This window comes from Alloscardovia venturai, from assembly GCF_042676605.1.
GTDB lineage: Bacteria > Actinomycetota > Actinomycetes > Actinomycetales > Bifidobacteriaceae > Alloscardovia > Alloscardovia venturai.
In genome coordinates, this window is record NZ_JBHTHQ010000012.1 from 179,579 (window position 1) to 203,572 (window position 23,994).

A 23,994-nucleotide genomic window follows, 5' to 3' on the forward strand; every position below is an offset into this window, starting at 1 on the left:
CCATGGCTGAGAATACACAGACTGTAGAAGTGCAGGCTGCGGATGTACAAACCGCAGACGGTGGCGTAGATGAAAAAACGAATGCTATGGCAGTTCGTGCGCTTATTCCGCTGCTTATCACGTTTATTTTAGGTACGCTGTGCTTGCAGGGATTTAACCTTGTATTCACACAAGTAGGTAAAGATGTCGGCGCTGAAGCTCAGGCTCCGTTGATTACTGCTTTGCCGAGTATCGTGCTTGGTATCGTGTGCTTTATCTACGGATCTTTGGGAGATTTCGTTTCCCTGAAGAAACTTGTCACTATTGGCTTAGTAACCTTGCTCATCGGCTCTGTCTTTGGCTTTGTGGCAAACTTCATGTTCACGCCAAACCTGTGGACCGTCATCGCTGCTCGTATACTTCAGACAGCGGGTGAGCAGGTAGCGGGTTCGGCATACCTTGTTATTGCTACAAAGTACTTGAAGCCGTCGTTGAAGGTTGTCTTCTTCGGACTGTTTACTGCAGGATATCAGCTTTCTGCATCCATCGGTGTCTTCGCGGCAGGTATGCTCAGCGCTATTAGCTGGCAGTATCTCTTCCTCATTCCTTCTGTCACCATCCTCTTCCTCCCATTGCTTCTCAAGAATCTTCCGGACAAGAATGGTAGCGGTGACAAGGTCGACGGTTGGGGCTTTGCTATCTTCGGCTTGGCTACTGCGTTCTTGACTCTGTTCTTCACTTATACCTCGGAGAGCTGGGCATGGATTATGATTGTGGCTGCGGTGGTGCTGTATGTGGCATTTGCTGTCTATATCAATCGCGCACAGAATCCATTTGTTACGCCAACGTTCTTCAAGAATACTCGCTGGATTATGGGTATCATGCTCATCATCTTGTTCTATTTCGTGAATTACTGCATTTCCCCTATCTTCAACGCAATTGGTGGCTCTATTTACAAGATGAGTACGTCTGAAGTGTCCATGTACATCGTATGGGCATTCGTCGTGGCTGCTGTCGTCGGTACTACTTCTGGTGCCATTGTCGACAAGATTGGCCGTACTCCTGCCATCGTTACCGCAGCAATCTTGATGATTGTCGGCTTTGTTGGTGCTGCCTTTGCCATCAACGCAGGCTTCGTTGTGCTTACTATTTTTGCTGCATTGTACTACGCTGGTTGCGGTTTGATGTACTCTCCAGTGGTTTCCACTGTGCTTGACACACTTCCAGCTGATGAGTCTGGTCGCGGTGTGGGCATGAACGATTTGATGATGAACGTCACTGCTTCCATCGGTATCTCTATCATCGGTGGTCTTATCGGTGCTCCATCTTTGCAAGGCTCCAGCCTTGTAGCAGGCGCTACCGGGGCTGCCGCAGGATTTGCTAACTTGCTGCTTATCTGCGGTGTCATCGTCGTGGTAGGTCTTGTCTTCTTCCTTATCTTCCAAAAGAAGATTTATAAGAAGTAGATGATCCTTACGAGGTAAGATTCTAGAGATTCCTACCTCGTAAGACATTCAATCCAAGCATCGTATTATGCTTATGCGGTTTGCCTGCAAAATTTGCAGGCAAACCTTTTTATTTAAGAAGTAATTTTGTTGTACAAATACAAAAAGGGCAGTGCTCGCACACTGCCCAATATGACCTCACGGCCGTTATGTCTAAAAACTAGACTGGGGTAAAACTTCAGTCGCCGTTTGACTTATGTGGGCAACTTTCGCGGTTGATTACTAACGACTCAACAAGCGCGTACGTTGCGCGGTTCCTCTATTTTACCGAACTACAGTAGTAGCTAGACTCGCTGACTACTCTTCGTCTGTATCCTTTGCTTCTGCAACTTCTTCATCATCTGCAGCCTTAACTTTCTTAGCTGCACTGCCGTTGCCTAAATCAACAGGAGAAGACGAGTTCTCCCATGGCTCTTCCCATGGATCGTACTCTGGGTTCTGCTGCCTATAGATGTACAGACCTACAACGCCTGCGAGCAATGCGCCAAAGAGGAGTGCGAAGAACTTCCAGCCACTACCAGAACGATTGTTCTCCATATGGTGCTCCTTTCGTTCACTGACCACCTTCATGGTGGCTTTATGCTTTCTATTCTAGCGTGCAATTGTGCGTTTTGTGTGTGGTTTTGAATTCTGGCGAGTTTTTATCTCTAGGCAAATGATCGGCTATATAGTGCAAACTCCTCAAGCTTGTCTATTAGGATAAACGTATGGCAAATTCTGGTAATCCTTTCACGCGTGGAACTGGCTCTGACAGTTCTGTTTCTCTGTCAGAGCGCATACGTCGTATGAAGAGACGGTGGCAGTACGACTGGCGAAATGACGGACCCGTGGTAACGTCGTCGCTAATAGCGGTAAATATAGTAGTTTTTATCGTGCAAATGGTTGCGCGCTTTATCCCACAGTTCGATTCCGCATTGTCTGCCTATGGTGCGTTAAGTGCTGGACTGTCGTTTATACATCCGTGGACATTGCTGACGAATGCTTTTATGCATGTAGGATTTATTCATATCCTTCTCAATATGCTCGCTTTGTACGCTGTAGGGCGTGAGCTCGAACGTTTGCTTGGACACTGGCCGTTCTTAGGGCTTTACATGGTATCTGCGCTAGGAAGCTCCGTCACGTACGTCCTGTGGTATGGTTCTGCCGTCAATCCCATAGCAATGGGTGCCTCTGGCGCAATTTACGGGCTTTTTGGGGCGTTATTTGTAGCGTATAACAGTATTCAAAGTCAGTCACGCACACAAATCATCCTGTTCTTCTTGCTCATGTTTGTACCTTCATTCTTTGGGAATGTGGCGTGGCAAGCGCACATTGGCGGTTTTATATTCGGATGTATTCTTGCATCATTGATGACTCATGGGGTGGTGGCACTGCGTAGCAAGAACATTGGTGTACGTATGTGGATATATGGCTCAGGGATGAGCGTTGTGCTTATACTTTTATGGATTGCTCGCTGGGTAAGCATCATAAAGTAAAAAATGGCACCACTGCGCACAAACAGTGACACCATTTTTACTATTACAGTATTTGCTCCGAAGAAATGAGCGTGTCTTAGGTTTAACGCCACCACATCATCATGATGAAACCGACCATCATGATGGCAAAACCGATGACGAGATTCCAGAAGCCAATGCCTGGAATTGGGGAATTTTGCTTGATATAGTATGCAATAACCCATACGAGACCAAGAACAAGGAAGAAGCTGAAGAGAGCTACAAACCATACAGGATTAGACTTCGTGCCTTCGATGGCTTTTTCCACACGTTTGGTTTCTTCCTCAGTGCGCTTCACTGCACGCTGAGCGTTAGCACTCAAACCATCAGGATTATCGAGAACTTTCTTCAAAGCTTGTGCAGCACGAACTCCAGCGGCCTCTTCGGCACTGAGCTCTTCGCCCGATTCATCCTCGTGAGTGGTTGTATCTTCCTGCGATGCACTGTCATCGTGCGCTGTCTGAGATTCTTCAATAGAGATCTGGTCGAGATCGCGCTCGAGAGTCTCCTGTGTTTCTTCGATTTCAGCCATGAAAGCCTCTCCTTGTTGGATTACACTAATAGATATAGTAGTGTAATCCAAAAACAAAGGCGCTCTGGCTGCCGAGGCTATCGAGGAAGTGACGTATATGGTAGGTTTTGTACGTGAGCCTTTCACTCGCAAAGTCAAAGGTAATCAAGGTCGCCATCGTAAGAAGAAGAGTTTTGTAGGGGCTGTGGCTACTTTTGTCTCCTTTGCCCTCGTCGGTTGGATAGCAGTCGCAAATATACAAAATACCCGTTTTCTCAGCTACCATTCCAATACAGTCGATATCATTCGAAGCCGCCGTGAGCGTATCTTTGAACTGCAGAAAAGTATTAATTCTCAAGCAAAGCAGATTGAAACTTTGCAAACGGTTGTAGGTAACACAAAAGATAATCAAGATTCGTCTAATGCTGACTCGTCATCAACCACGATAAAGGCAGTTGAAGGACCGGGTGTCACCGTTACACTATCTGATTCGCAGAAGTGGAATCAAGTCGCAAAAGATGCAGACGTCAATCCGAATGATTACGTGGTTCACCAGCAAGATATCGAAGCAGTGGTAGCAGCACTATGGGCAGGCGGTGCTGAAGCCGTCACAATTCAGGGAGAGAGATTGCTTCCGACATCGGCTATCAAATGTGTAGGAAACGTCTTGCTCCTCAATGGGAAACAGTATGCTCCTCCGTATGTCATCGCAGCAATCGGCGATACAAAGTTAATGAAAAATTCACTTGATGATTCTGAAGCTGTAAAAATCTACAAACAATATGTTGATGCTGACGGCTTAGGTTGGCAGTTAGACACAAGCCAGTTGCTACACTTTAAAGAAGTATCTATCTCACCTCAACCGATGAAATATGCAACGGTTGTAGAGGATAAGGACAATAAATGAGTGATAGGGAACGTAAAAAATCGAAAAAACCGGCGCACGCTACGCAGGCAAATCATCGTGTGCTTAATACCGCGTTAAATGTCATCGGCGAAGTGCTGATTACATTAGCGGTTTTGTGTGCTTTATATATCGTATGGCAATTGTGGTGGACTGGAGTTGAAGCAGAAAAAACTCAGATATCGGATAAGACCACCTCATCGTGGAGCGCTCCTGCATCCAATGACGGCCAGACGAAAGTAGCTCAAGCAAAATCAGCAGATACCGCTCCGATAGAAAGTGGTACGTGGAATTATGGTGACACTATAGGCAAGATTTACATTCCTCGCTTTGGTCAGAATTGGATGCGCACCATCGTCGAAGGAACGGATAGCGCTCAGCTGAATCGTCACGGGCTGGGGCACTATCACGATACACAAAAGCCAGGCGAAGTTGGTAACTTTGCGGTAGCTGGGCATCGCGCTGGATATGGTGAGCCATTGGGCAACGCTGACAAAATCGCCAAAGGCGACTACATCATCGTTCGTACGCAGAATTACTGGTATGTCTATCAGTACAGCAGCACTGAGATTGTGACCCCTGATAGGTACGATGTCGTAGCTCCAGTTCCGGGGCATACAGGAGAAAAAGCAACCGAGCGGTATATCACGTTAACGACGTGCGAACCTAAGTATGCCGAGGCAACGCACCGACTCATTGTCCACGGTAAACTCGTCAGTTGGTCATCAGTCTCTGACGGTGTACCAAGTATGCTTGCGCAGAAGACTACCAGTGGCCGTGTCACGTTTACCAGCGATACCACGCACTCCTTAAGCTCGCGCATACCAGAGTTATCTACAGTGGTACTGTGGCTCATCGTCATCTATCTCGTTATCTATGTAGCAGGCGCGATAGCATGGCGTTGGCCTGCGATGCGTGAATATGCACAACGACCAGCTGAACGTCGCATATTTAGCTTCTATGGGTGGCTCATGCGCATGCAGTCAGGAATTAAGCCGGTACGAATCGTGCTTGTAGTGCTACTCTTCCTCATTGTGGCAGTCTTCATGTTTAAGTGGGGGTATCCATGGGCAAGTCTGCATATCCCTTACTTGCAGGTATCGTCTAACTACGTTGCGGTGAATTAACCCCGCCAGCGATAAGACTACGTGAAAGTACATCTATGTAAGTGTTATGTAGGGGAGTAACTCGAGCAGACTCTGACTATTTAATCACATATTTGACTGCGTATCTGGTCACATAAACGAGAAAGACCGTAGCACTCCTGAGAAAGAGTGTTACGGTCTTCTTAAATGGGCTTTGAGCTTTCCCTGAGTTTTCCCGAGCTGACGAGCTCTTGGCGCTATAACGTGTTAATGCAATAAAGCTATTGCACGCTTAGCGTCACCGTTGCTGTCTTGTCGACATCGGTAGCAGAGGTAATCTCCTGCCCATCGACATAAATATGAGTAACGGTGGCATCGTCTGCTGGACTTTCGCCGCTCTGAGCAGACGCTTGGAGACCCAGCTGTGTCAAAGCGAATTTGACGCTGGAATAATTCTGCCCGATATACGTCGACGGGTCGATATTGACTTTCTCAGTAGGCTTCTCGCCCTTGGAAATAGTAAGCGTTACGGATGATCCACGCGAGACAGTGGACCCCTCGGAAGGCTCGACGCTCATAACCGATCCTGCTGGAATTGTCGAGGAGTAGTCTCCATCTTTAACCACAGCAGAGAACCCATGCTCAGTCAAAATCTTCGTCGCTGCATCCTGAGTCTGCCCGACGAGACCCGTAGGGATAGTTGCATTACCGGAAGCTATATAGAGTTTGATAGTAGAACCTTTTGCTGCATTGGAGCCCGCTGTAGGGTCAGTGCGGGTGACTTGGTCTTTCTCTACAGAATCGGAATTCTCGGTCGAGACAGATCCTACCTTGAAGCCAGCTTTTTCGAGAATTGAGCGCGCTTCGTCTTGGCTGCGTCCTGAGACGTCAGGCACGGCTACCTGCTGCGGGCCTGCGGAGAACCATACCGTTACCGTTGAGCCCTTTTGCGCAGTAGCACCACCAGCAGGATCTTGCTTGGTAAATGTACCCTCATCAGCAGTTGAGCTTGAATCAGTCTGAGCCTTGAAGACAAATCCTGCTTGCTCCACTGCTTCCTGAGCTTGAGCCTGTGTCATCGCTGTAGTAATCGTCGGGACGGTGGCTGTTTGGTTTGCGCTGCGTCCGAAGAACCACCATCCAGCAAAGGCTGCTACAAGCACAAGGAGCACTACTACAGAAGACCACAAAGCGAGACGTTTACGCTTTTTCTTCTTCTCCTCAAGCGCTTGCGCACGCTGCTGAGCACGTGAGTTTGCAGGAGTTGCCTGTGAGGTCGCTGCTGCAAGATTTGCTACACCCTGGTCCCCGTAATCGATGGAGTCCATCGACTGCGTAGCCTCCACAGGGAGCGTCTGAGTCTGCACCGCACGTGTGTCTCCAACCGAAGTATCCGTGGTAGATGCTATCGGAACAACCGTCTCTTGATTGATGATAGGAGTGCCGCCTGCTGCGATGGTCGCGATATCTTTGCGGAACTGAGCTGCAGTACCGTAACGTTGAGTGCGATCCTTCGCCATAGCTTTCGCGCACACTGCATCCCAGATTGGGTCGAGCGTAGGCACGATGTCCGTTGGCTTGACTGCGTGCTCAGAGACATGCTGATAGGCGATAGCTACTGCGGAGTCTCCGGTAAATGGCGGGCGTCCCGTGAGCATTTCATAGAGGACGCAACCAGCGGAGTATAAGTCAGAGCGAGTGTCTACGATTTCACCACGCGCCTGCTCAGGACTTAAATACTGGGCTGTCCCTACGACACCTTGATTCTGGGTCAATGTGGCAGCAGAGTCATCAAGCATACGCGCGATGCCGAAGTCCATGACCTTCACTGCACCCTGCTCGGAAATCATGATATTTCCTGGCTTGATATCGCGGTGAATGATGCCCATGCGGTGTGAGTATTCCAAAGCATTAAGCATACCGAGCATGATTTGACCAGCATCCCGCTGAGAGAGCGCGCCATTGACTTTGAGTATGTCACGCAGAGTCTGCCCCTTGACATACTCCATGACGATGAACGGCACGCGGACGGTGTTTCCTGTGTCTGTGTCGGTAATCTCTTCCTCATCGGTGTCGAAGATGGATACGATGTTTGGATTGTTGAGCAGAGCAATGGAGCGCGCCTCAAGGCGGAAACGCTTGAGGAACGTCTCATCTGTCGCCAGGTCAGAACGCATAATTTTTATAGCAACGGTACGTCCTAAGCGAGTATCAATGCCCTTGCGTACTTCCGCCATGCCGCCGTGACCGATGAGCTCTCCGACGGTATAGCGACCGTGGGAGAGAGTCGATGGTGTGAATATGCTCATCGTGCACCTTCCTTTGCGTTTGCTGTGTAAATATAACGTGGGTAATGATTTGCGCTACGGATAACTCTCGGTATCGGTTTCCCCGTCGGATCCGTGGCCCGTTGCAGTCGTCTCTCATGGCGTATCTGCGCAGGAGTAAGTAGCTGAGTAGGATCTTGCGCGTGGTTGTGATATCTTGACGCTTCCAGTGCTTCTTTGTCAAGAAGTCTTCGCTCAATTTTGGCTAATGTGCGCGAGATGACCAGAGCATTTTCCGGACGATCGGCAGGGTTTTTCGCGAGCATACTCATGACGAATTCTGATAGCTGCCAGTCGATAAAGTCAGGCAATGGAGGCGCTGCCTCATTTACATGCGCTGCAGCGATGTCTACTGGCGTTTTCCCTGTAAATGGTCGGTGTCCGCACAAGCCTTCATACGCCACGACGCCCAGTGAATACAAATCTGACTGAGGAGTAGCTTGCTCACCTTGGGCTTGCTCAGGGGAAATGTACTGAGCCGTTCCTACGACCATTCCATCTTGTGTAATCTGACCCTGATCAGTGGAGTATGATACGCCGAAGTCAGTGATTTTAACTTCACCAGTTTGAGAGACCATGATATTTGCAGGTTTGACGTCGCGGTGAATGATGCCATGACTATGTGCTACGAAAAGACCACGCGCAGTCTGAATAAGGATAGGCAAAAGCTCGGTGGCAGGAAGAGCTCCGCGACGTTTATAAATTTCAGAGAGAGACGGAGACGGGACATACTCCATGATGAGGAATCCGATGCCATCTTTTTCGTAGTATTCGAAGAGCGCAGCGATATTAGGGTGTGCTAGGTTGGCGGAATTGCGCGCCTCAGCACGTAGACGACGAAGTTTTGAATCATCTGCTGCTAAATCTCCGCGCAGCGCTTTAATCGCCACTGTGCGGTTAATTTCCATATCCTGACCGCGCCATACTTCGCCCATACCACCTTGAGCAAGACGCTTATCGAGGCGGTATCGGCGGTGAATTAACTGACCTTCAACTAATCTCATTGCAGATACTCCTGAATGAGGGAACGCATGATAGGACCTGCCTCCTGTATACCGTAACCACTAATGCCGTGGAGAACGATGCTGATAGCAATCTTAGGATTATCTGCTGGAGCAAATCCCATAAGCCACCCATTGTTTGTACTATTGCCAAGCTGTGCTGTGCCTGTCTTCGCTGCGACTTTTACCCCTGATGGTGCTGCTCCAGGAGCATCTTTCGACACAACGGCTTGCATCATTTGGTTGAGCGCGCTCGCTGTCGAAGAGCTAAACGCGGTGGAGAGAGTTTGCGTGGAGCGCTGCGATATCAAGGACAAGTCATTTGCGCGTACAGTGTCGACCAGCGTAGGTTTTACCATGACACCACCGTTTGCTACGGTCGATGCAATCATCGCATTGAGAAGCGGAGTCTCCGTGACGTCGCCTTGCCCAATGGAGCTCAACGCGAGTTTATCTGCAGTCTGGTTTGTAGGGAAATTTGAAGCAACCGCGGTCATAGGAACGCCGATATTATTTGATCCATCAATAGTAATAGTGCTGCCAAAACCAAGCTTCTTCGCCATATCGCTTATTTTGCTTTCGCCTAACGTAACTCCTAGCTGTGCGAAAGCGGTGTTTGAGGAGTATGCTAGCGCATTTTCCAGTGAAATCTGACCATTTGTGCCATTTGCGATTGACGTTGAATTTGGCAAGTCAGTAGCTGTGCCAGGTAAACGGTATGTAGCGCCTGCTGGAATTTGTGTATCGGGTGAGTAATTTCCCGTTTCAAGTGCGGCGGCAGCTACCACTACCTTGAACGTTGAGCCTGGGGAGTAGAGCTGGTTCGTAGCACGATTGATAAGTACAGAATTTGAGTCGTGAGCAAGGTCTGAATAAGTCTGCGCTACTGCCTCAGTATCATGCGAAGCAAGCGCATTTGGGTCATAGCTTGGTGTGGATGCCATCGCTAAGATACGTCCAGTAGAAGGCTCCATCGCGACAACTGCCCCATCATAACCGTGAGTTGTAAGCAACTGGTAAGCGAGTTTTTGGAGTTTCGTATCGATAGAAGTAGTAATGACAGCGCCGGAATCAGTATTTCCCGTCAAAAGGTTCTTCAAGCGGGAAATCCACAAGCCAGAAGCCTGACCAGAAAGCTGCGAATTGCGTGATGCTTCCACACCGCGGTCAGCGCGGACGGTTACAGAGAAGTAGCCGGTCACAGGAGCATACACTGCTCCATCTGTATAAGAGCGTTGATAGTGGAAGAAGTCATTGCTTGGGGCAGAACTTGCGAGAATAGTACCGTCACTTGCCAAAATTGAGCCGCGCGGACGAGAATACTCTTTGTATAAAGAACGAGTATTACGAGTATCCGAATTAAGCTGTTCACTCGTCACAACCATGAGAAGACTCGAGGAAATGCCAAGAATTACGAAGAGTGAAATGACTACGTAAAAGATGTGACGCAGAGATCTATTCATCGTCTTCTCCTTCCTCTAAGCGCACGTGAGGCGTCTCTTGCGTATCTTCCACAGTACTTTCTTGTGCGGGTTTTACTTGGTTGTCGTGTATGTTTCCTGGTAATGCGTCTCCAGAACTACTTCCAAGGCTACTTTCGGAGCTACTTTCAGAACTTTCGTGGTTATCGCTTTCAGGGTTTTCATCCTCAAGAATTTCACTTTCAGACGTAAGCGCTGGTATGACCGTAGTAACATCGTTGGAAACCACTGGAATCGCATCTGAAGTAATCGCGCGTGGCTCACGATGAGCGTGCTTTTCATGACGTTCCTCCTGAGCTTTCTTCTCGTTGATAACTTCCATCGCCGCCATGGCAAAGGTGTCGGAGTCAATGTCGGCTTCAGGCTTATTTGCCTGGTTAGAGATAATGAGCAGAAGAGTGGCTACAGCCCAATTTGCAAGGAGACTGGAACCGCCAGCAGCCATATATGGCAGCGTGAGACCTGTTAGGGGGATGACGAGCGTAATGCCACCGATGACAGTAAACACTTGGAATGCCATAGTAAAGGCGAGACCGGAAGCGAGAAGTTTACCAAATCCGTCCTTGACCTTGATAGCAGTCACAATCGCCGAGCCAACGATGATGGCATAAATAGTGAGAATGGCAAATATACCAGCAAGTCCGAGCTCTTCCCCCAGAGAAGAGAAGATGAAATCGGAGTTTGCTAGGGGAGTGAGTGCTGGGTAGCCTTGACCAAGTCCTGTACCGAGTATGCCACCCGCTGCCAAGCCGAAGATACCTGTGACAAGTTGCTGAGAACCGCCGATGGCTTGGTACGTCTGATTATCGAATGGGTGCATCCATGCGTGCACACGGTTTTGGACATGAGGGAAGGTAGAAGCTGCAAGAACTGCTGCTGCGATGAAGAAGAGCAGACCGATGAGTATCCAGCTTGTACGTCCCGTTGCGACGTAGAGCATGCAAACGAACATGGCGAAGAAGAGCAGACCCGTTCCTAAATCTTTCTGTAGCACGAGCACCGCCATACATGCAGCCCACACTACGATGATAGGACCGAGATCCCGCAGACGAGGCAGATGCATTTTTCCGATTTTCTTTCCGCCAACTGCCAACTGATCGCGGTGGTCAAAAAGATAGGATGCAAAGAAAATTGCCATGAAAATCTTTGCAAATTCAGCAGGTTGGAGACTACGTCCCGCGATGTTGATCCAAATGCGCGAACCGTTTATCGTCACGCCGAGCCCTGGAATCATAGGAGAAAAGAGCAAAATCAAGCCAATAATCATGAAGATATAGCTGAATTTGCGGAAGACTCGATAGTCACGCACCGCTATCAGAGCGATACCTGTGAGAACTAACGCTAAGGTGAGCCACACTGCTTGGTTAAAACCAGCACCTGAAGAGCGTCCAAGACCTTGGTTTTCATAGTCTATACGTATGATTTCTACAAGCCCGATCAGGCTTAGCGTCGTGACAGAGAAGAATACGGTTTGTGAGGCCCATTGCTGCGCGAAGCACAGTACAATCCATACGCCGACGATGAATGCTGCAATTGCTATACATACGCCAGCATAATGCTGAGGGAAACTATTGGTCAGCTTAAAGAACATCTGGAAAAGCGCGACGCTTGCGATAACGGCGACGAGAGCGAGCATACCAAACTGGCGCAGCCGCGTCTTTACTACCCCTGCAACTACTCCTGTACGTGTCACTTCTGACCACTGTCCTTGGTCGAAGAGTCGTTATGCGCTTGACTTTCAATAGTTTTCACATAACGACGAGCTTGAGGGTAGTCCTTGACAGTGATTCCGTTTTTGATACGGTTCTGCCAGCCTTGTGGCAAATCACTCATCTTCGTGTCGGTATCTTCTATTTTATGACTCAAATTCCAATGGAAGATATTTGTATTGACGCCTTGATAAATCGCCACGTACCCGTCTGAATCGCTGACATAGTACTGTGATTGGCTCCACGAGTATGTTTGCCATCCGATGACACACAAAATTGCAATAATTGCTGCACTAATCGCAGAATTAATCGCGATAGTGCGTTTACGGCGCTTACGAGCTTTGCGCGCATCTTCTGCGCGTTTGATACGCAAAGCTTGTGCTACATCGGGGTCATGAGGGTCATCGCTAACCTCACCAGTGGCTTTGCGAACTATAGGAATTTCGCCTGTCGGTGCTACTGCCATGACATCGTCATGGATATCCACGTCAGCGCTGGCAGGACGTACGACACGCTGGATTTCAAAGCGTTCGTCATCGTGCTCATCGCTGGCGTTACGACTGTTTTTGCTGCCTTCTAGAAGTTCCTCGAGAGTATCGGCGCTCGTATCAAAATCTTGCGAACTTGAAACCGACGACCCATCCTGCTGTGCATTGTGTATCTGAGCAGGTTCTTGGTCGTAACTTTGCCCGCCATCTGTCGAAATAGCGGCAGCTTGATTTAGCGTTTGATCTGCCGTTTGGTCTGCTATTTGGTTTGCTACCATATGACCGGTGGCTTGGTTAGTCAATTGTGCGGCGCGTAGAGCAGGAGAATTTAATGTATCGTCATATTCAAATGCGGGAGCCACAGCTACTAATGTATTGAGAACGTTAGCAAGAGGCTGAGGGTCGGCACTCGCGGCACCTGCTACGAGGCTCATCTTCGCCGATGCATTTGCCAAAGAAATAGGGGCATCCTGTGCATCTAAGTCGTAGCAGTCAGCAATTGCTACGGTTACGTTATCCGTGGAACCACCCTTGAGCGCCATACCGACTAAGGTTTGTGCGCACTCCTGCATGTGAGGATGAGTCATGAGAGTTTCACGTATTGTGTCATCAGAGAGCACACCGCACAGACCGTCTGAACACAGCATCCAGCGGTCGCCTGCTTGGGCTTTGCGAACAGTGATGTCAGGGCGTGGATCGATATCAAAATCACCGAGTACGCGCATGACTACATTGCGTTGAGGATGTGAATGAGCTTCCTCCTCAGTGATGCGCCCCGTATCGATGAGATGCTGAACATACGAATGATCTTTAGTTACGCGGATAATTTCGCCTTCGCGTACCATATACGCACGTGAGTCCCCGATGTGAGCGGCTATCCAGTATCCGTTGACGAGCACGACAGCAGTGACAGTGGTACCCATACCCGCGAGCTGCTTTTCACGGTCTGCTTTGCCAACGATTGCATCATGGGCTGCGATGACAGACGTGGACAGCATGGAAGCCACTTCGTCGACAGCTCGCGATTTATTTGTCGACAATTGATGCGTTTCAATGTGGGCTAATGAGCGGATGGCAATGGTCGAAGCAGTATCGCCTCCGGCGTGACCGCCCATACCATCGCATACGGCTATGAGACGAATACCTGCAAATGCGGAGTCTTGATTGTTCTTACGTACCAAACCGATGTCTGACACGGTGGTGGAAGTCATCGTCAGCACTTGTGTCACCTCAGCTCAAATGTTGTAGCGCCAATGCGGACTGGAACTCCCGCAGGAAGGAAGCATGCTCCATGAATAGGCTGACCGGCGACTTTTGTGCCGTTCGTGGAACCTAAATCTTCTACTGCCCACTGACCGCTTGCTGCATCCAAAAATACGCGAGCATGATGAGAGGAGACAAATTCATCATCGAGGACAAGATTGTTATTTGCCGCGCGCCCTAGCGAGATAGCGCCGGTGCCTAATTGCATGGTAGTGCCAGATAGCGGACCGTCGATGATAGTAAGTATGGCAGGCACGTGTCCATTAACGCTCGCATTGCTTCCTGCAGTCTGTGCCTGTGCATGGGATATGTGGCTCGATGCCGCTGGATGCGTCGCTGAGCTGGCGGTCGAATTTACTGAATGCACAGGGGCTGCGTCGCCGATGACAACCATATGATTCTCACGCTCGCGACGTGCACGCGCGCGGTGAGATTTGCGTGGAGCTAAAGCCTCTACGTCGCGGTTAATGGCGCGGACCGCAAGCCACACAAAAATCCATAAGGCAGCTAAGAGCCCGTACTTCAAAATGGCGAAAGTTAAATCTGTCATAATACTCACTTACGACTATACTTTTCAAGCCGTATTTACCGCAGACACATATGCATTGTGGACGTCATATTGCGCGTCTGTGCTCTACGCCTTACAGCTTCGCGCGAGTCTGTACGCGTTATTTACTGAGCTTGTGCGCTTGCCCAGAACAAAATACGTGTACGACCGATAGTAATAGTGTTCCCGTCGAGAAGTGTGGCTGCTGGAGTTTGGTGACCTTCGACATACGTTCCGTTAGTAGAGCCCATATCGCGAGCAATGACGCCGTTTTCGGTGATATCGATTTCGAGATGGTTGCGGGAAATCCCAGGGTCATCTATGACGATATCGGAGGTAGAACCACGACCAATAATGGTCTTTTCAGCAGTTAAAAGATATTGGCGACCATTGATTTCCAAGACTGGGCAGTCCTTCGTCGTCGATGACGTGACAGGAGCGGCATTGCCTTGCACAGATTCTGAACTCAAGCGGAAGTCCCCGCGCTCAAGGTCTAAATCTTCCTCAAAAATCACGACAACTGGACCGACAAAAGCATAGTGCTGGCTTTCAGCATACTTGGTGAGATTATCTGCGAGTTCGTTTGCAAGTGCCTCGCTACCCCACTTCTCAATATTGTCAAAGTCTGGGGTAGACAGTTTGATGCGATACTCATTAGGCGCCACAGTGCGATCGCGACCTACGCTCATGGTCTGAGAGTCAATCTCGCGTTCCAATGCGCTGGAAAGATCTACAGGCTGCAAATCTTTAGAACCAAAGCGGGAGAAAGCGCCTTCTACAGCGCCTTCTACACTCTTTTCAAGACGATCGAGGAATCCCATGCTTTCCCTCACCTTTCATTACGTTTATTGCGCGCGTGGCGCGAAGAAACGCCTACCAATGCTTTTCTTATTTGTAGTGCAATCCATCTCATCTTTGACTGTTTTTACAAGCATTTGCACATGCCATACACAACTGTCTCATGGCTATCTCTTGCGACGTGTACATTTCTCGTCATTCTTTCCTTAGTTTCGTTTGAGTTTGTGAATGTGTAAAGGAGTTGGCGCACGCGCGAGTAGGATAAGGACGAGAGACGTGAAAACGTCAAAGAAAAGAAGAGTAAAGGACGTGGAATCATGGTGCAACTCGATGAGCGTGCAGCCGCTTACGGCGTGACGTTCCTTGACGATTCTTCAGATGAAGTGTATTTCACTGGTATGAAGGGTGTGCATGCGCTGTTGGATGCATTTACCTCAGATGGGTGGTTTGAACCAGCTTCTCCGCGCGATGCTCAGCTCAACTTTGAGAAGTTCACTGCTGCTCCTACACCAGTAGTTGCCGAAAATGGAGATAAACTTCACTACGTACATATCAATGCAAAATTGCCTGATGCTGGTACTCAATCCATTGTGATGATTACCGGTTTTACAGAGATGGCTGAGCACATGGAGGAGATGAGTTACTACTTCTGGCAAGCTGGCTTTGATGTGTGGATACTCGAGCATCGTGGGCATGGGCGGTCTCCGCGCGATGTCAACGATATGGGCATGATTTGGATTGATGACTATCGCCGTTACGTCGCCGATGCTGAGAAGTTGATTCGCGACGTAGTACGTCCACACGCTGCAACTTCCTTTGGTAAGGATGCTTCTGTTTATGTGTATGCCCATTCTATGGGTGGTGGCGTGGCGACTCTTATGGCTGAGCATACTCCAGGTCTAGTGAATAAGTACGTTCTTTCCGCGCCAATGATTGCACCGATTGCTGGTATGCCCGACTGGGTGGCTCGTCTGGCTACAGGATTCCTTGGTACAGTGGCAGGAAAGACAAAGATTCCAGTCAGTATCAATCAAAAAGAATTCAATACTCAGTTCAACGAAGAGGGTGCTCGAGGCTTAAATCACAGTCGCGCACTGTGGCTTCATACTCAACGTTTAGCGGCGAAAACGAATCAAATGTATGTTGCTTCAAACCGTTGGGCACAGCAAGCTATGAAGATGACGGATGATATTCTCGAGCCTCGTCATGTGAAACGCATCAGTGACCCTATGCTTCTTATTCAGTCGGAAAATGACAAGTGGGTGCGCACGGATAAGCAGGATGAATTTGTAGCGCTCGCGAAAGACGAGGGTGCTCCCGTTACAAAAATCGTCATGAAGGGAGCTCGTCATGAACTTGAGAGTGAAAAACCGGAGATTTTGCACGGTATGGTCGATGATATTCTTGACTTTTTAGCGTAGTATGTCACGCAAATTGCGCAGAGAATGAGAACGTTTAGCCCGCGCTATTTCGCGGGCTTTGCTTTGTCGGGTAAGTTAAAGGAATTATGTGGCGAGTATTTAAATCAGATGCGTTGCGTATCGCAGTAAACCCAGTGGCTATGATCGTCACCATAGCTATCATGATTTTGCCCTCTGCTTATGCATGGCTCAATATCATTTCGAATTGGGACCCTTATGCGAATACATCGTCGCTGTCTATTGCCGTAGCAAATCTAGACCGCGGAGGATCTTCTGACATCACTGGTCCGGTCAACGTAGGCAAGCAGCTCACAAAGAAGCTTGAAACTAATCATCAGTTAGGCTGGAAATTTGTATCGTCGAGGCAGAAGGCGATAGATGGCGTCAAGTCGGGGAAATACTATGCTTCCATCGTCGTCAGTAATGACTTTTCGCAAAAGCTTATAGACATGGTAGTCAAAGGTTCAGATCAGCCTGAGCTTGAGTATTATGTGAATGAAAAACTTAATGCCGTCGCACCGAAAATCACAGACACGGGTGCTGCGACTTTAGATCAGCAGATTAATGCCACGTTCGTTGGAGTCGTAACAAAAACGGTTTCCGAAAAACTGAATGTCTCCACCGAGCAAGCAAAGAAACTCGTCGAAGGTGCTCATGCAGATGCTATCGTAAAGGTCGATAATGCTATCGACAATGTGACGCAGATGAAGGGCAAGCTAGAATCTGCCCGTAGTCAGCTCTCATCTGCAGCACGCACCATCGATGATGCTCAAAGCGCACTCTCTGCCACGCAAAACGTAGTAAACTCGGCAGCCTCTACGGCGAATCGAGCATCTCGTACAGCTCGCACAGCTGCTGGAGCCGCGCAGAAGTTTAATTCGTCTGCTGCACATACCTTGAGCGACTCGTCCGCGCAGATGTCGCTGCTCGGTGTCGAAGTAGGACAAGCAGGGACAGATATCTCGCGCAATCTAGGGAATGTATCCAACGATGTGGCAAACGTATCAGGACTTCTATCGGGTATTAACGCTCGGCACGATAGCACTATCTCACAGCTTCAGGGTGCGCTAGACTCCACAGGTTTGCATGCCGGTGACGCTCTGTACGATAACTTAAACAGACAGATCCAAACGCTTCAAGCGGTAAATGACAAGCAACGCACAGCTACAGACACGTTTAACTCTCGCACTCAAAGTCAGCTCGCGACTGCTCAGAGTAATGCTGCTTCCCTCTCCTCAGCTCTTGGTTCTGCATCAGGCTCATCATCGAATGCCCTGAGCTCGGCTTCGAGCGCACTATCAGGACCTCTAGGGAACGCTACGACTTCTACTCTTAACTCAGCTGCCACTCTCTCACAAGCCGCAAGTACGTCGCTTACACAACTTGGTACATCACTTGCGCAGTCGCAGACTGTCCTCGGACAGCTCAAGTCTCTTCTTAACTCCAGCGTAGACACAATGAAAACGACAGAGAGTACTCTCGACTCTTTGATAAGTCAATTAAATTCTGTGCGGACAGATATGGCTGTGCTTGATTCTTCTCAACTCGTAGAAGCACTGCGTGGCACGAATATCAATGCCACAGCACTCGGTGACTTCATGCAGTCTCCTGTAGAGCTTGAGCAAAAACGTGTATATCCAGTCGCAAACTATGGCTCCTCAGTCGCGCCGTTCTTTACAAATATCGCGATGTGGGTAGGCGGTTTTGTCCTCATCGCGGTGATGAAGATAGAGGTGGACCGCAAGCGAGCAGGCGGTGCACATGAGAAAGGACGTATACGCGACCGCGAAGCATATCTAGGTCGTTGGCTCCTTTTTGTCATCATGGGCGCGTTCCAAGGTCTTATCGTCACGGTGGGGGACATCATCATCGGTATCCAGATGAAGCACCCGCTTGCCTTTGTCGTCGCAGGTATCATCATCAACATGGTGTATGTGAGCTTGATTTACGCGCTCGCGGCGACATTCAAGCACATTGGTAAGGCGTTGGCAGTGATTCTCGTCATTATGCAGGTACCTGGTTCGTCGGGTACGTATCCTATTGAAATCATGCCTCCATTCTTCCGAGCTCTCGAGCCGTGGCTGCCGTTTACCTATGGTATCAACGCGATGCGCGAAACGATTGGTGGGTACTATGACGGTTACTATGCGAAAAACCTCGGATTTATGGCGTTAATTTTTGCCTTTGCTATGGTGCTGGGGCTGGTGGTGCGCCCGTATCTCTTGAATCTCAACGCTCTGTTTGACAGGCGTTTGGCTGAGACTGATTTGCTTGTAGGCGAGCGAGCGCAGGAAGACCACTCGAGATTCCGCTTAAGTTCTGTCATGCAAAGCTTTATGCGCCATGACGAATTTGGGCGTGACATTCGTCGTCGTGCTGCACGGTTTGCTGCATTGTACCCACGTATGGTGGCATGGGGCATCGCTGCTATCGTGGTCGTCCCGCTTGTGTTCCTCGTCTTGCTCTTTACTGTGGAGGCAAAGCTTGTCTTCCTCATGCTCTGGCTTATCTCGGTAGTTATCATCGACTTCTACCTCATCACGCTTGAATACCTGCGTGAGGTGTATGCCCGTGAACTTGGCATGAGTGAACTGTCAGAGTCGGCTTTGCGCGCTCAGGTATTGGAACGCTTGGCGCGCCGATGGAATCGCGAGCAGTCTGATGGAGAGGAGGATACACATGAGTAGCGTGAGTAAAGTTAAAAAGCATAAGCAGTATCCTCTTAAGAACGTCCTGAAGATTTACCTCTACGACATTCGTCACTTGACTCAAAACGTCATCGGCATCGTCGTACTTATGGGACTCGTTATCGTTCCGTCTATGTATGCGTGGTTTAACATCGCTGCAAGCTGGGATCCATATGGCTCTACAAGTCAGCTCAAAGTTGCCGTTGCAAATGAAGATGCCGGATACACGTCAGACCTCGTCTCAATTCCTATCAATGTAGGCAATACTGTGGAATCCACGCTGCGCAAGTCCGATAAGCTCGACTGGCAGTTTACTTCGCGTGACAAAGCGGTTGACGGCGTGTACTCAGGGAAATATTACGCGGCTATCGTCATTCCCAAGAATTTCTCTGCAAAGATGATGACTCTCTTCTCGTCGGCGACAAGCCAAGCGAAGATACAGTATTACATCAACGAAAAGTCGAATGCGATTGCGCCGAAGATTACGGAAAAAGCAGCTGATACAGTTGTCACTCAAGTGTCGAGTGCTTTCTCGGAAACGATTGCGACTGTTGCGTTAGATTTGGCAGGGCACGTTAGTGACTTTGCTACATCGGATAAGGGTACGGAGTACGTTAATACTGCTGTCAAACGGCTTAATTCAGTGGCGGATGATTTGGATGCTACTGGTCGCCAGCTTAATTCTTATGCTGAGCTTCTCTCTGCTGCTTCGGGTCTCGCCAATTCTGCGCAAAATATCGTGTCAACGGCGACGTCCGGTACGAGTGATGTTCGCGGTGAATTGACTGACACTATGAAGAATGTGAAATCTCTCGTGAGCGCCGCACATAGTTCTGCTGGCTCAGTGACAGCGGCGTTGAGTGCAGCGGGGAAGTCGCTTGATTCTGTGTCTTCTCAGCTTGACTCGATGACGTCAAACGTGTCTTCCCCTATGGCTGATATCGAACAGCGGGCATCTACGCTAGGAGGCAATATCAGCTCTTCCGCGCAAGGATACGCGAATGTAGCTCGTGCATTGCAGTCTGTGAAATCTGATGTAGATAGTTCTACTGCGTTGAGTCCTACCGTACAGTCGCGCGTATCAGGGAAATTAGACGCACAAATCAATGAACTCAATGCTCTTTCATCTGATGTAAGTCAGATAGGGCAGCACATTTCTCAAGCTGTGAGCGATGCCCAAACAGCCCAGCAGAACATCTCTCAAGAGAAGGCGTCGCTGAAGAACCAGATTGATGCTGCAAAGAAAAGTCTGACTTCTGTAAAGTCGGATTACGAAACTTCTGTCAAACCAGAGATTTCACAGTTAAACACTCAGATGAATGCTACGGCTCAGCAGGCTGAAGCAGCTTCCAACTCTGTGCGAACTGTGCTCAATACTTTGCGTAGTTCTGGCAATAGTGCAGAAAATACGGTAAGCAGCGTGACCGCTGCGATGAAGGATACGCAAACCTCGCTCTCTGATACAGCATCATCCATGCGTGACCTCGCGCAAAAGCTTGCTCAGGGTGTGGGAGCTGGAACGTCGGCGGTATCGAAGCTGACAGGCAGAGACAAGGATGCGCTCACGCTTGCGGCAAAACTCTCATCTCCGGTCAAACTCAAGCGTAATGCTATATACCCTATCGCAAATTATGGTTCGCAAATGGCGGCGTTCTACACTATCCTTGCGATTTGGGTGGGGAGCATCTTCCTCGTGGCGATGATGAAAATTTCCATTTCCGATGAAGAGAAAGCTCACGTACTTGGACTTGGATCAGCGGACGGACTTGCAACGGCTGTAGGGGAAGGATTTAAGCCTGAGACCGCGGCAAATGCTGCGTCTTTGGGCATTGGTCTTGGTTCGGAGTACTGGGGACGATACTTGACATTCCTTACCGTGTCATTGCTCCAGTCAGGGCTGCTCGCCATGGGAGATATGTGGTACCTCAGGGTGCAGCATGTGAGTGTATGGCATTTCTTCTTCATTGCGTGGCTGGCAAGCATAGTCTTTTCCACCATCATGTATGCGCTTACTTTGGCGTTTGGAGCTGTGGGCAAGGCAATTGCCGTCATTATCATGGTGATGCAGATTGCGGGCTCTGGAGGCACATTCCCTGTGGAGCTTCTGCCACCGTTCTTCCAGCACGTATACCCAATGCTTCCATTCCCGTATGCGCTGACCGCAATGCATGCTGCAATTGCTGGCTCATACGGTATGGAGTACTGGCGCGCCATGGGGCAGCTGGCGCTATTCCTCGTGCCTGCGCTGCTCATCGGACTCTTGGTGGCTCGACCGCTCGCTCAGAGTAACTGGCTGATGGATCAGCTCTCTAAGACGGGGGTGTATGGGGAGTAGCGTATATTTGTGCTGTCGGTGCTAAACATGCTCTGTGTAGTGCGTGGCTTTGAATCGTTTGGAATGCCCGTATAACGCCAAGTAATGGTCAGAATTAATAAATGCATAAATTAGTAGGCGATATCTCGGCTGGAAATTCTTCCTGAGTACGCTTCTGAAGTATCTTTGTGCTGCCGGGGATATTTCAGAATTTCAACAGAGTGTTCGTTCGTGTTTTGAAACAGAAACTGAAAATGAGCATGAATGTAGGGCGTGAAGGATGGCTAGCCTAAGGTTCCTGCATAACGATTGCCATGACGATTCGGAATCTTGTTTCTTTCGACAGTTAACACCGAAACGGTATCTTGCTATTTAGCAAAATTTATTTGCTATTTGCGATGAATGTAGATAGCTCCTTCAACTTTTCTTGAAGTCTCTTATCTACTGCAAAAATCTTCATTCCATGCACACCACGAGTCATAAGTACATTGAGCTGATTGCGCAAATTTTTCATAGAGAAATCTACGCGTTTGCCGTTTTCAAAATGACGTTTATCGGTTGCGTCCATGTACTTCGACTTTGATGGGTCGAGCCTTACGCATTGGTTTTCTTCGTCCCAAGTAACAGAAGGTCCCAGAATTACTCCGACATAGTTCAAATCAAATCCCTGAATAGAGTAAGTTGATCCAATCTCATTTTCATTATTAGGATCTTCAGCCCAGCAGAACTTTTGTTTTCGACGGCCGCGTTTCGTTTCCTTGCCCTTTGCCTGCTGATAGTTCCAAGGCTGAATAAAAGTATTCTCGGCATCTGAAGGAATGTCGAGCAGTGACTTGCAATATTCCCATTCACTATTACGCTCGTACATGATGACGTTCCACTTGCCATTATTTTCGTCAGGTAAGTCCGGGCAATCTTTTGCACCTGCGAAGTCCCAATCGTACGTTGCAATAGTGCGAGATAAACCGCGGCTTAGTGCCTTATCAGTGTGGTCTTCGCGGTTGTTGAGCTCACGAATTGAGTTAAACAACTCAATTGGAGAGTCTGCAATCTCGATGGTGTAAGGCACAAAATCATTTTTCTTAGATGTGCGAGTATCAGTTGGAATCGGACCAAGCTCCTTGCCCGTGACGAACGCATTAATCCACTCGAGGATTTCAGGTGGAGCATCCATACGCATTTGATTTGTAAGTACAACATTGCTAAGCAAGTACTTCGAACCCTGAAGTTCAGCTTCGCGCTCGCCGTTTTCAATCTTTGCAGGGAAGAATGCGTTCATGGTTGCTTCGTCCCACTGCTGGCGAGACTCGAGAATCTGAGCAGGGTCGAAGACTGCCACAACTACCCGTGCACGACGTGCAATATCGAAGAGCTGATTCTTGCCACTCCAACCCTGGTTACCATTGGTAAGGAGCAGATGCGCCTCATCAATGGTAACGATATCTGTTGGATTGATTGGTTTATTTGGATCAGCTCGCTTTGGGCTGTCGTCTTTCTTGCCGCTGTGCTCGTTAAGGAATCGAATAGACTTTGAAGCCAATTCTGGGTCGCGACCAAGGCGGTTGAGGATTTGCTTGTATATAGTTTCCTGCTGATCATGGTTAACGATGAAATGAGCGGTAAGTCCATTGTTAGAGTCATCAATATCAGTCAGAATCTTATTGAACATATGGCTGAGAAGCACGGTCTTACCAGTACCTGCTGCACCTTGCACAAAGATGATATGAGGCTGATCTGAGTCAGATGCCAGTGCATCGCTGATTCGATTTAAGATTTCGTTTTCTGCTACAAGCTGCTCTCTAGTGAGAGTATGGAATGGGGATGCTTTAAAAACAGCGGAATCACGAATCAGGCCTTCAGCGGGGAACAGCTTGCTATCGCGAGAATGAAGTCCACGCCAAATCTGAGTGAAAATCTTATCGAACTCGTCAGCAGTGTAATAGTTACCCTGTGGGTTTCCTCGGCCGTTAACGGTCTTTACGGAATCGGTACTAACAAGGTGCTGAATAAGTCGGTTTTCTACATCGAGAGTCAAGGATTTATTGAAATGCGGGTGACTGATAATTAGCTGTTTTACATTCTTAGACTTCTTGAAGTTGAGCCATTTTCTATCCTCATCGGCAAGATTCTTCTTTTCCTCGGACTTCACATCTGATACAACGTGCTGATTCGTACGGCTCTGAATACCATTAGTCTCGCCAACATAAACGGTGTATTGCTCGTAAATAGGGTGGTCGTAGTTCTTTGCTTTTTCTTTAGGGTCGTCGTGGATGACATAGACCACAGGAAACTGGGTGAATTGCTCCTTGAGTTGCTCAGCAGTTTGCCCCTCAAGGTGTGAGAACTTCTCGTCGTCTGGCAAATCGCCGTTGATTGCATCGAGGAGGTCATCGTCGGTGGAGTATTCTTTATAAGGGACTTCGACGATATTCAACTGCTTCGAAGAAATGCTCATAGAGTTGAGTATAGCGCGAGGGGCTA

17 protein-coding genes are annotated in these 23,994 nt (G+C 48.8%); 7 read left to right on the forward strand and 10 right to left on the reverse strand.

All coding sequences use genetic code 11. The features are described from left to right. Positions 1-2: 2 nt before the first annotated feature. The gene (locus ACFQY8_RS02435; RefSeq protein ID WP_377938236.1) at positions 3-1,445 is read left to right on the forward strand and encodes an MFS transporter; all 1,443 of its coding nucleotides are present in this window, start codon (positions 3-5) and stop codon (positions 1,443-1,445) included. Positions 1,446-1,781: 336 nt separating this feature from the next. Here the strand turns inward: ACFQY8_RS02435 and ACFQY8_RS02440 are convergent, their stop codons facing one another. Further along, complete coding sequence (locus ACFQY8_RS02440) at positions 1,782-2,021, reverse strand: hypothetical protein (RefSeq protein ID WP_377938238.1); 240 nt, start codon at positions 2,019-2,021, stop codon at positions 1,782-1,784. Positions 2,022-2,191: 170 nt separating this feature from the next. On the opposite strand from ACFQY8_RS02440, the gene ACFQY8_RS02445 reads away from it, so the two are divergent. After that, on the forward strand, positions 2,192-2,959 hold the full coding sequence (locus ACFQY8_RS02445) for a rhomboid family intramembrane serine protease (RefSeq protein ID WP_377938240.1): 768 nt from the start codon (positions 2,192-2,194) through the stop codon (positions 2,957-2,959). An 82-nt stretch (positions 2,960-3,041) separates the two neighbouring features. Here the strand turns inward: ACFQY8_RS02445 and ACFQY8_RS02450 are convergent, their stop codons facing one another. Further along, positions 3,042-3,509 (reverse strand): cell division protein CrgA, encoded by a 468-nt coding sequence (locus tag ACFQY8_RS02450; protein ID WP_377938242.1) that lies wholly within the window; start codon positions 3,507-3,509, stop codon positions 3,042-3,044. Positions 3,510-3,606: 97 nt separating this feature from the next. Between ACFQY8_RS02450 and ACFQY8_RS02455 the strand changes: the two genes are divergently transcribed. Together ACFQY8_RS02455 and ACFQY8_RS02460 are read left to right on the forward strand one after the other, a co-directional pair. Then, on the forward strand, positions 3,607-4,395 hold the full coding sequence (locus ACFQY8_RS02455) for a DUF881 domain-containing protein (RefSeq protein WP_377938244.1): 789 nt from the start codon (positions 3,607-3,609) through the stop codon (positions 4,393-4,395). After that, positions 4,392-5,519, forward strand: coding sequence for a class E sortase (locus ACFQY8_RS02460; RefSeq protein WP_377938246.1), 1,128 nt, complete (start codon positions 4,392-4,394; stop codon positions 5,517-5,519). Before ACFQY8_RS02455 ends, ACFQY8_RS02460 begins: the two co-directional genes overlap by 4 nt. Before the next feature lie 239 nt (positions 5,520-5,758). Here the strand turns inward: ACFQY8_RS02460 and pknB are convergent, their stop codons facing one another. The 7 genes from pknB to ACFQY8_RS02495 form a co-directional block, all read right to left on the reverse strand. Then, entirely contained in the window at positions 5,759-7,786 is a 2,028-nt protein-coding gene (gene pknB / locus ACFQY8_RS02465; RefSeq protein ID WP_377938248.1) for a Stk1 family PASTA domain-containing Ser/Thr kinase, read from the reverse strand. Further along, positions 7,783-8,808: a serine/threonine-protein kinase gene (locus ACFQY8_RS02470; protein WP_377938250.1), complete on the reverse strand. Its 1,026-nt coding sequence runs from the start codon at positions 8,806-8,808 to the stop codon at positions 7,783-7,785. The genes pknB and ACFQY8_RS02470 overlap by 4 nt, the downstream gene beginning before the upstream one ends. Next, positions 8,805-10,268: a peptidoglycan D,D-transpeptidase FtsI family protein gene (locus ACFQY8_RS02475; RefSeq protein WP_377938252.1), complete on the reverse strand. Its 1,464-nt coding sequence runs from the start codon at positions 10,266-10,268 to the stop codon at positions 8,805-8,807. Before ACFQY8_RS02475 ends, ACFQY8_RS02470 begins: the two co-directional genes overlap by 4 nt. Beyond that, positions 10,261-11,922: an FtsW/RodA/SpoVE family cell cycle protein gene (locus tag ACFQY8_RS02480; protein ID WP_449224238.1), complete on the reverse strand. Its 1,662-nt coding sequence runs from the start codon at positions 11,920-11,922 to the stop codon at positions 10,261-10,263. The genes ACFQY8_RS02475 and ACFQY8_RS02480 overlap by 8 nt, the downstream gene beginning before the upstream one ends. Positions 11,923-11,975: 53 nt before the next feature. Next, on the reverse strand, positions 11,976-13,694 hold the full coding sequence (locus ACFQY8_RS02485; RefSeq protein ID WP_377938317.1) for a PP2C family protein-serine/threonine phosphatase: 1,719 nt from the start codon (positions 13,692-13,694) through the stop codon (positions 11,976-11,978). A gap of 14 nt (positions 13,695-13,708) precedes the next feature. Next, positions 13,709-14,296, reverse strand: coding sequence for an FHA domain-containing protein FhaB/FipA (locus ACFQY8_RS02490; RefSeq protein ID WP_377938256.1), 588 nt, complete (start codon positions 14,294-14,296; stop codon positions 13,709-13,711). A 122-nt stretch (positions 14,297-14,418) separates the two neighbouring features. Then, positions 14,419-15,114, reverse strand: a complete 696-nt coding sequence (locus tag ACFQY8_RS02495) for an FhaA domain-containing protein (protein ID WP_377938258.1) — start codon at positions 15,112-15,114, stop codon at positions 14,419-14,421. A 294-nt stretch (positions 15,115-15,408) separates the two neighbouring features. Here ACFQY8_RS02495 and ACFQY8_RS02500 point away from each other — a divergent pair, with 294 nt between their 5' ends. From ACFQY8_RS02500 to ACFQY8_RS02510, 3 genes are all read left to right on the forward strand, one after another. Beyond that, the gene (locus tag ACFQY8_RS02500; protein ID WP_377938260.1) at positions 15,409-16,512 is read left to right on the forward strand and encodes an alpha/beta fold hydrolase; all 1,104 of its coding nucleotides are present in this window, start codon (positions 15,409-15,411) and stop codon (positions 16,510-16,512) included. A gap of 86 nt (positions 16,513-16,598) precedes the next feature. Beyond that, complete coding sequence (locus ACFQY8_RS02505) at positions 16,599-19,199, forward strand: YhgE/Pip domain-containing protein (RefSeq protein WP_377938262.1); 2,601 nt, start codon at positions 16,599-16,601, stop codon at positions 19,197-19,199. Further along, complete coding sequence (locus ACFQY8_RS02510; RefSeq protein WP_377938264.1) at positions 19,192-21,534, forward strand: YhgE/Pip family protein; 2,343 nt, start codon at positions 19,192-19,194, stop codon at positions 21,532-21,534. The genes ACFQY8_RS02505 and ACFQY8_RS02510 overlap by 8 nt, the downstream gene beginning before the upstream one ends. 361 nt (positions 21,535-21,895) lie before the next feature. Here ACFQY8_RS02510 and ACFQY8_RS02515 read toward each other — a convergent pair whose 3' ends face one another. Then, positions 21,896-23,968, reverse strand: a complete 2,073-nt coding sequence (locus ACFQY8_RS02515) for a DNA/RNA helicase domain-containing protein (RefSeq protein WP_377938266.1) — start codon at positions 23,966-23,968, stop codon at positions 21,896-21,898. Positions 23,969-23,994 lie beyond the last annotated feature (26 nt).

Bases quoted from the DNA above. Each gene is read 5' to 3' on its own strand.
- ACFQY8_RS02435 (WP_377938236.1), top strand. From the start codon at position 3: ATGGCTGAGAATACACAGACTGTAGAAGTGCAGGCTGCGGATGTACAA.
- ACFQY8_RS02440 (WP_377938238.1), bottom strand. From the start codon at position 2,021: ATGGAGAACAATCGTTCTGGTAGTGGCTGGAAGTTCTTCGCACTCCTC.
- ACFQY8_RS02445 (WP_377938240.1), top strand. From the start codon at position 2,192: ATGGCAAATTCTGGTAATCCTTTCACGCGTGGAACTGGCTCTGACAGT.
- ACFQY8_RS02450 (WP_377938242.1), bottom strand. From the start codon at position 3,509: ATGGCTGAAATCGAAGAAACACAGGAGACTCTCGAGCGCGATCTCGAC.
- ACFQY8_RS02455 (WP_377938244.1), top strand. From the start codon at position 3,607: ATGGTAGGTTTTGTACGTGAGCCTTTCACTCGCAAAGTCAAAGGTAAT.
- ACFQY8_RS02460 (WP_377938246.1), top strand. From the start codon at position 4,392: ATGAGTGATAGGGAACGTAAAAAATCGAAAAAACCGGCGCACGCTACG.
- pknB (WP_377938248.1), bottom strand. From the start codon at position 7,786: ATGAGCATATTCACACCATCGACTCTCTCCCACGGTCGCTATACCGTC.
- ACFQY8_RS02470 (WP_377938250.1), bottom strand. From the start codon at position 8,808: ATGAGATTAGTTGAAGGTCAGTTAATTCACCGCCGATACCGCCTCGAT.
- ACFQY8_RS02475 (WP_377938252.1), bottom strand. From the start codon at position 10,268: ATGAATAGATCTCTGCGTCACATCTTTTACGTAGTCATTTCACTCTTC.
- ACFQY8_RS02480 (WP_449224238.1), bottom strand. From the start codon at position 11,922: ATGCTCGCTCTCGTCGCCGTTATCGCAAGCGTCGCGCTTTTCCAGATG.
- ACFQY8_RS02485 (WP_377938317.1), bottom strand. From the start codon at position 13,694: ATGACTTCCACCACCGTGTCAGACATCGGTTTGGTACGTAAGAACAAT.
- ACFQY8_RS02490 (WP_377938256.1), bottom strand. From the start codon at position 14,296: ATGACAGATTTAACTTTCGCCATTTTGAAGTACGGGCTCTTAGCTGCC.
- ACFQY8_RS02495 (WP_377938258.1), bottom strand. From the start codon at position 15,114: ATGGGATTCCTCGATCGTCTTGAAAAGAGTGTAGAAGGCGCTGTAGAA.
- ACFQY8_RS02500 (WP_377938260.1), top strand. From the start codon at position 15,409: ATGGTGCAACTCGATGAGCGTGCAGCCGCTTACGGCGTGACGTTCCTT.
- ACFQY8_RS02505 (WP_377938262.1), top strand. From the start codon at position 16,599: ATGTGGCGAGTATTTAAATCAGATGCGTTGCGTATCGCAGTAAACCCA.
- ACFQY8_RS02510 (WP_377938264.1), top strand. From the start codon at position 19,192: ATGAGTAGCGTGAGTAAAGTTAAAAAGCATAAGCAGTATCCTCTTAAG.
- ACFQY8_RS02515 (WP_377938266.1), bottom strand. From the start codon at position 23,968: ATGAGCATTTCTTCGAAGCAGTTGAATATCGTCGAAGTCCCTTATAAA.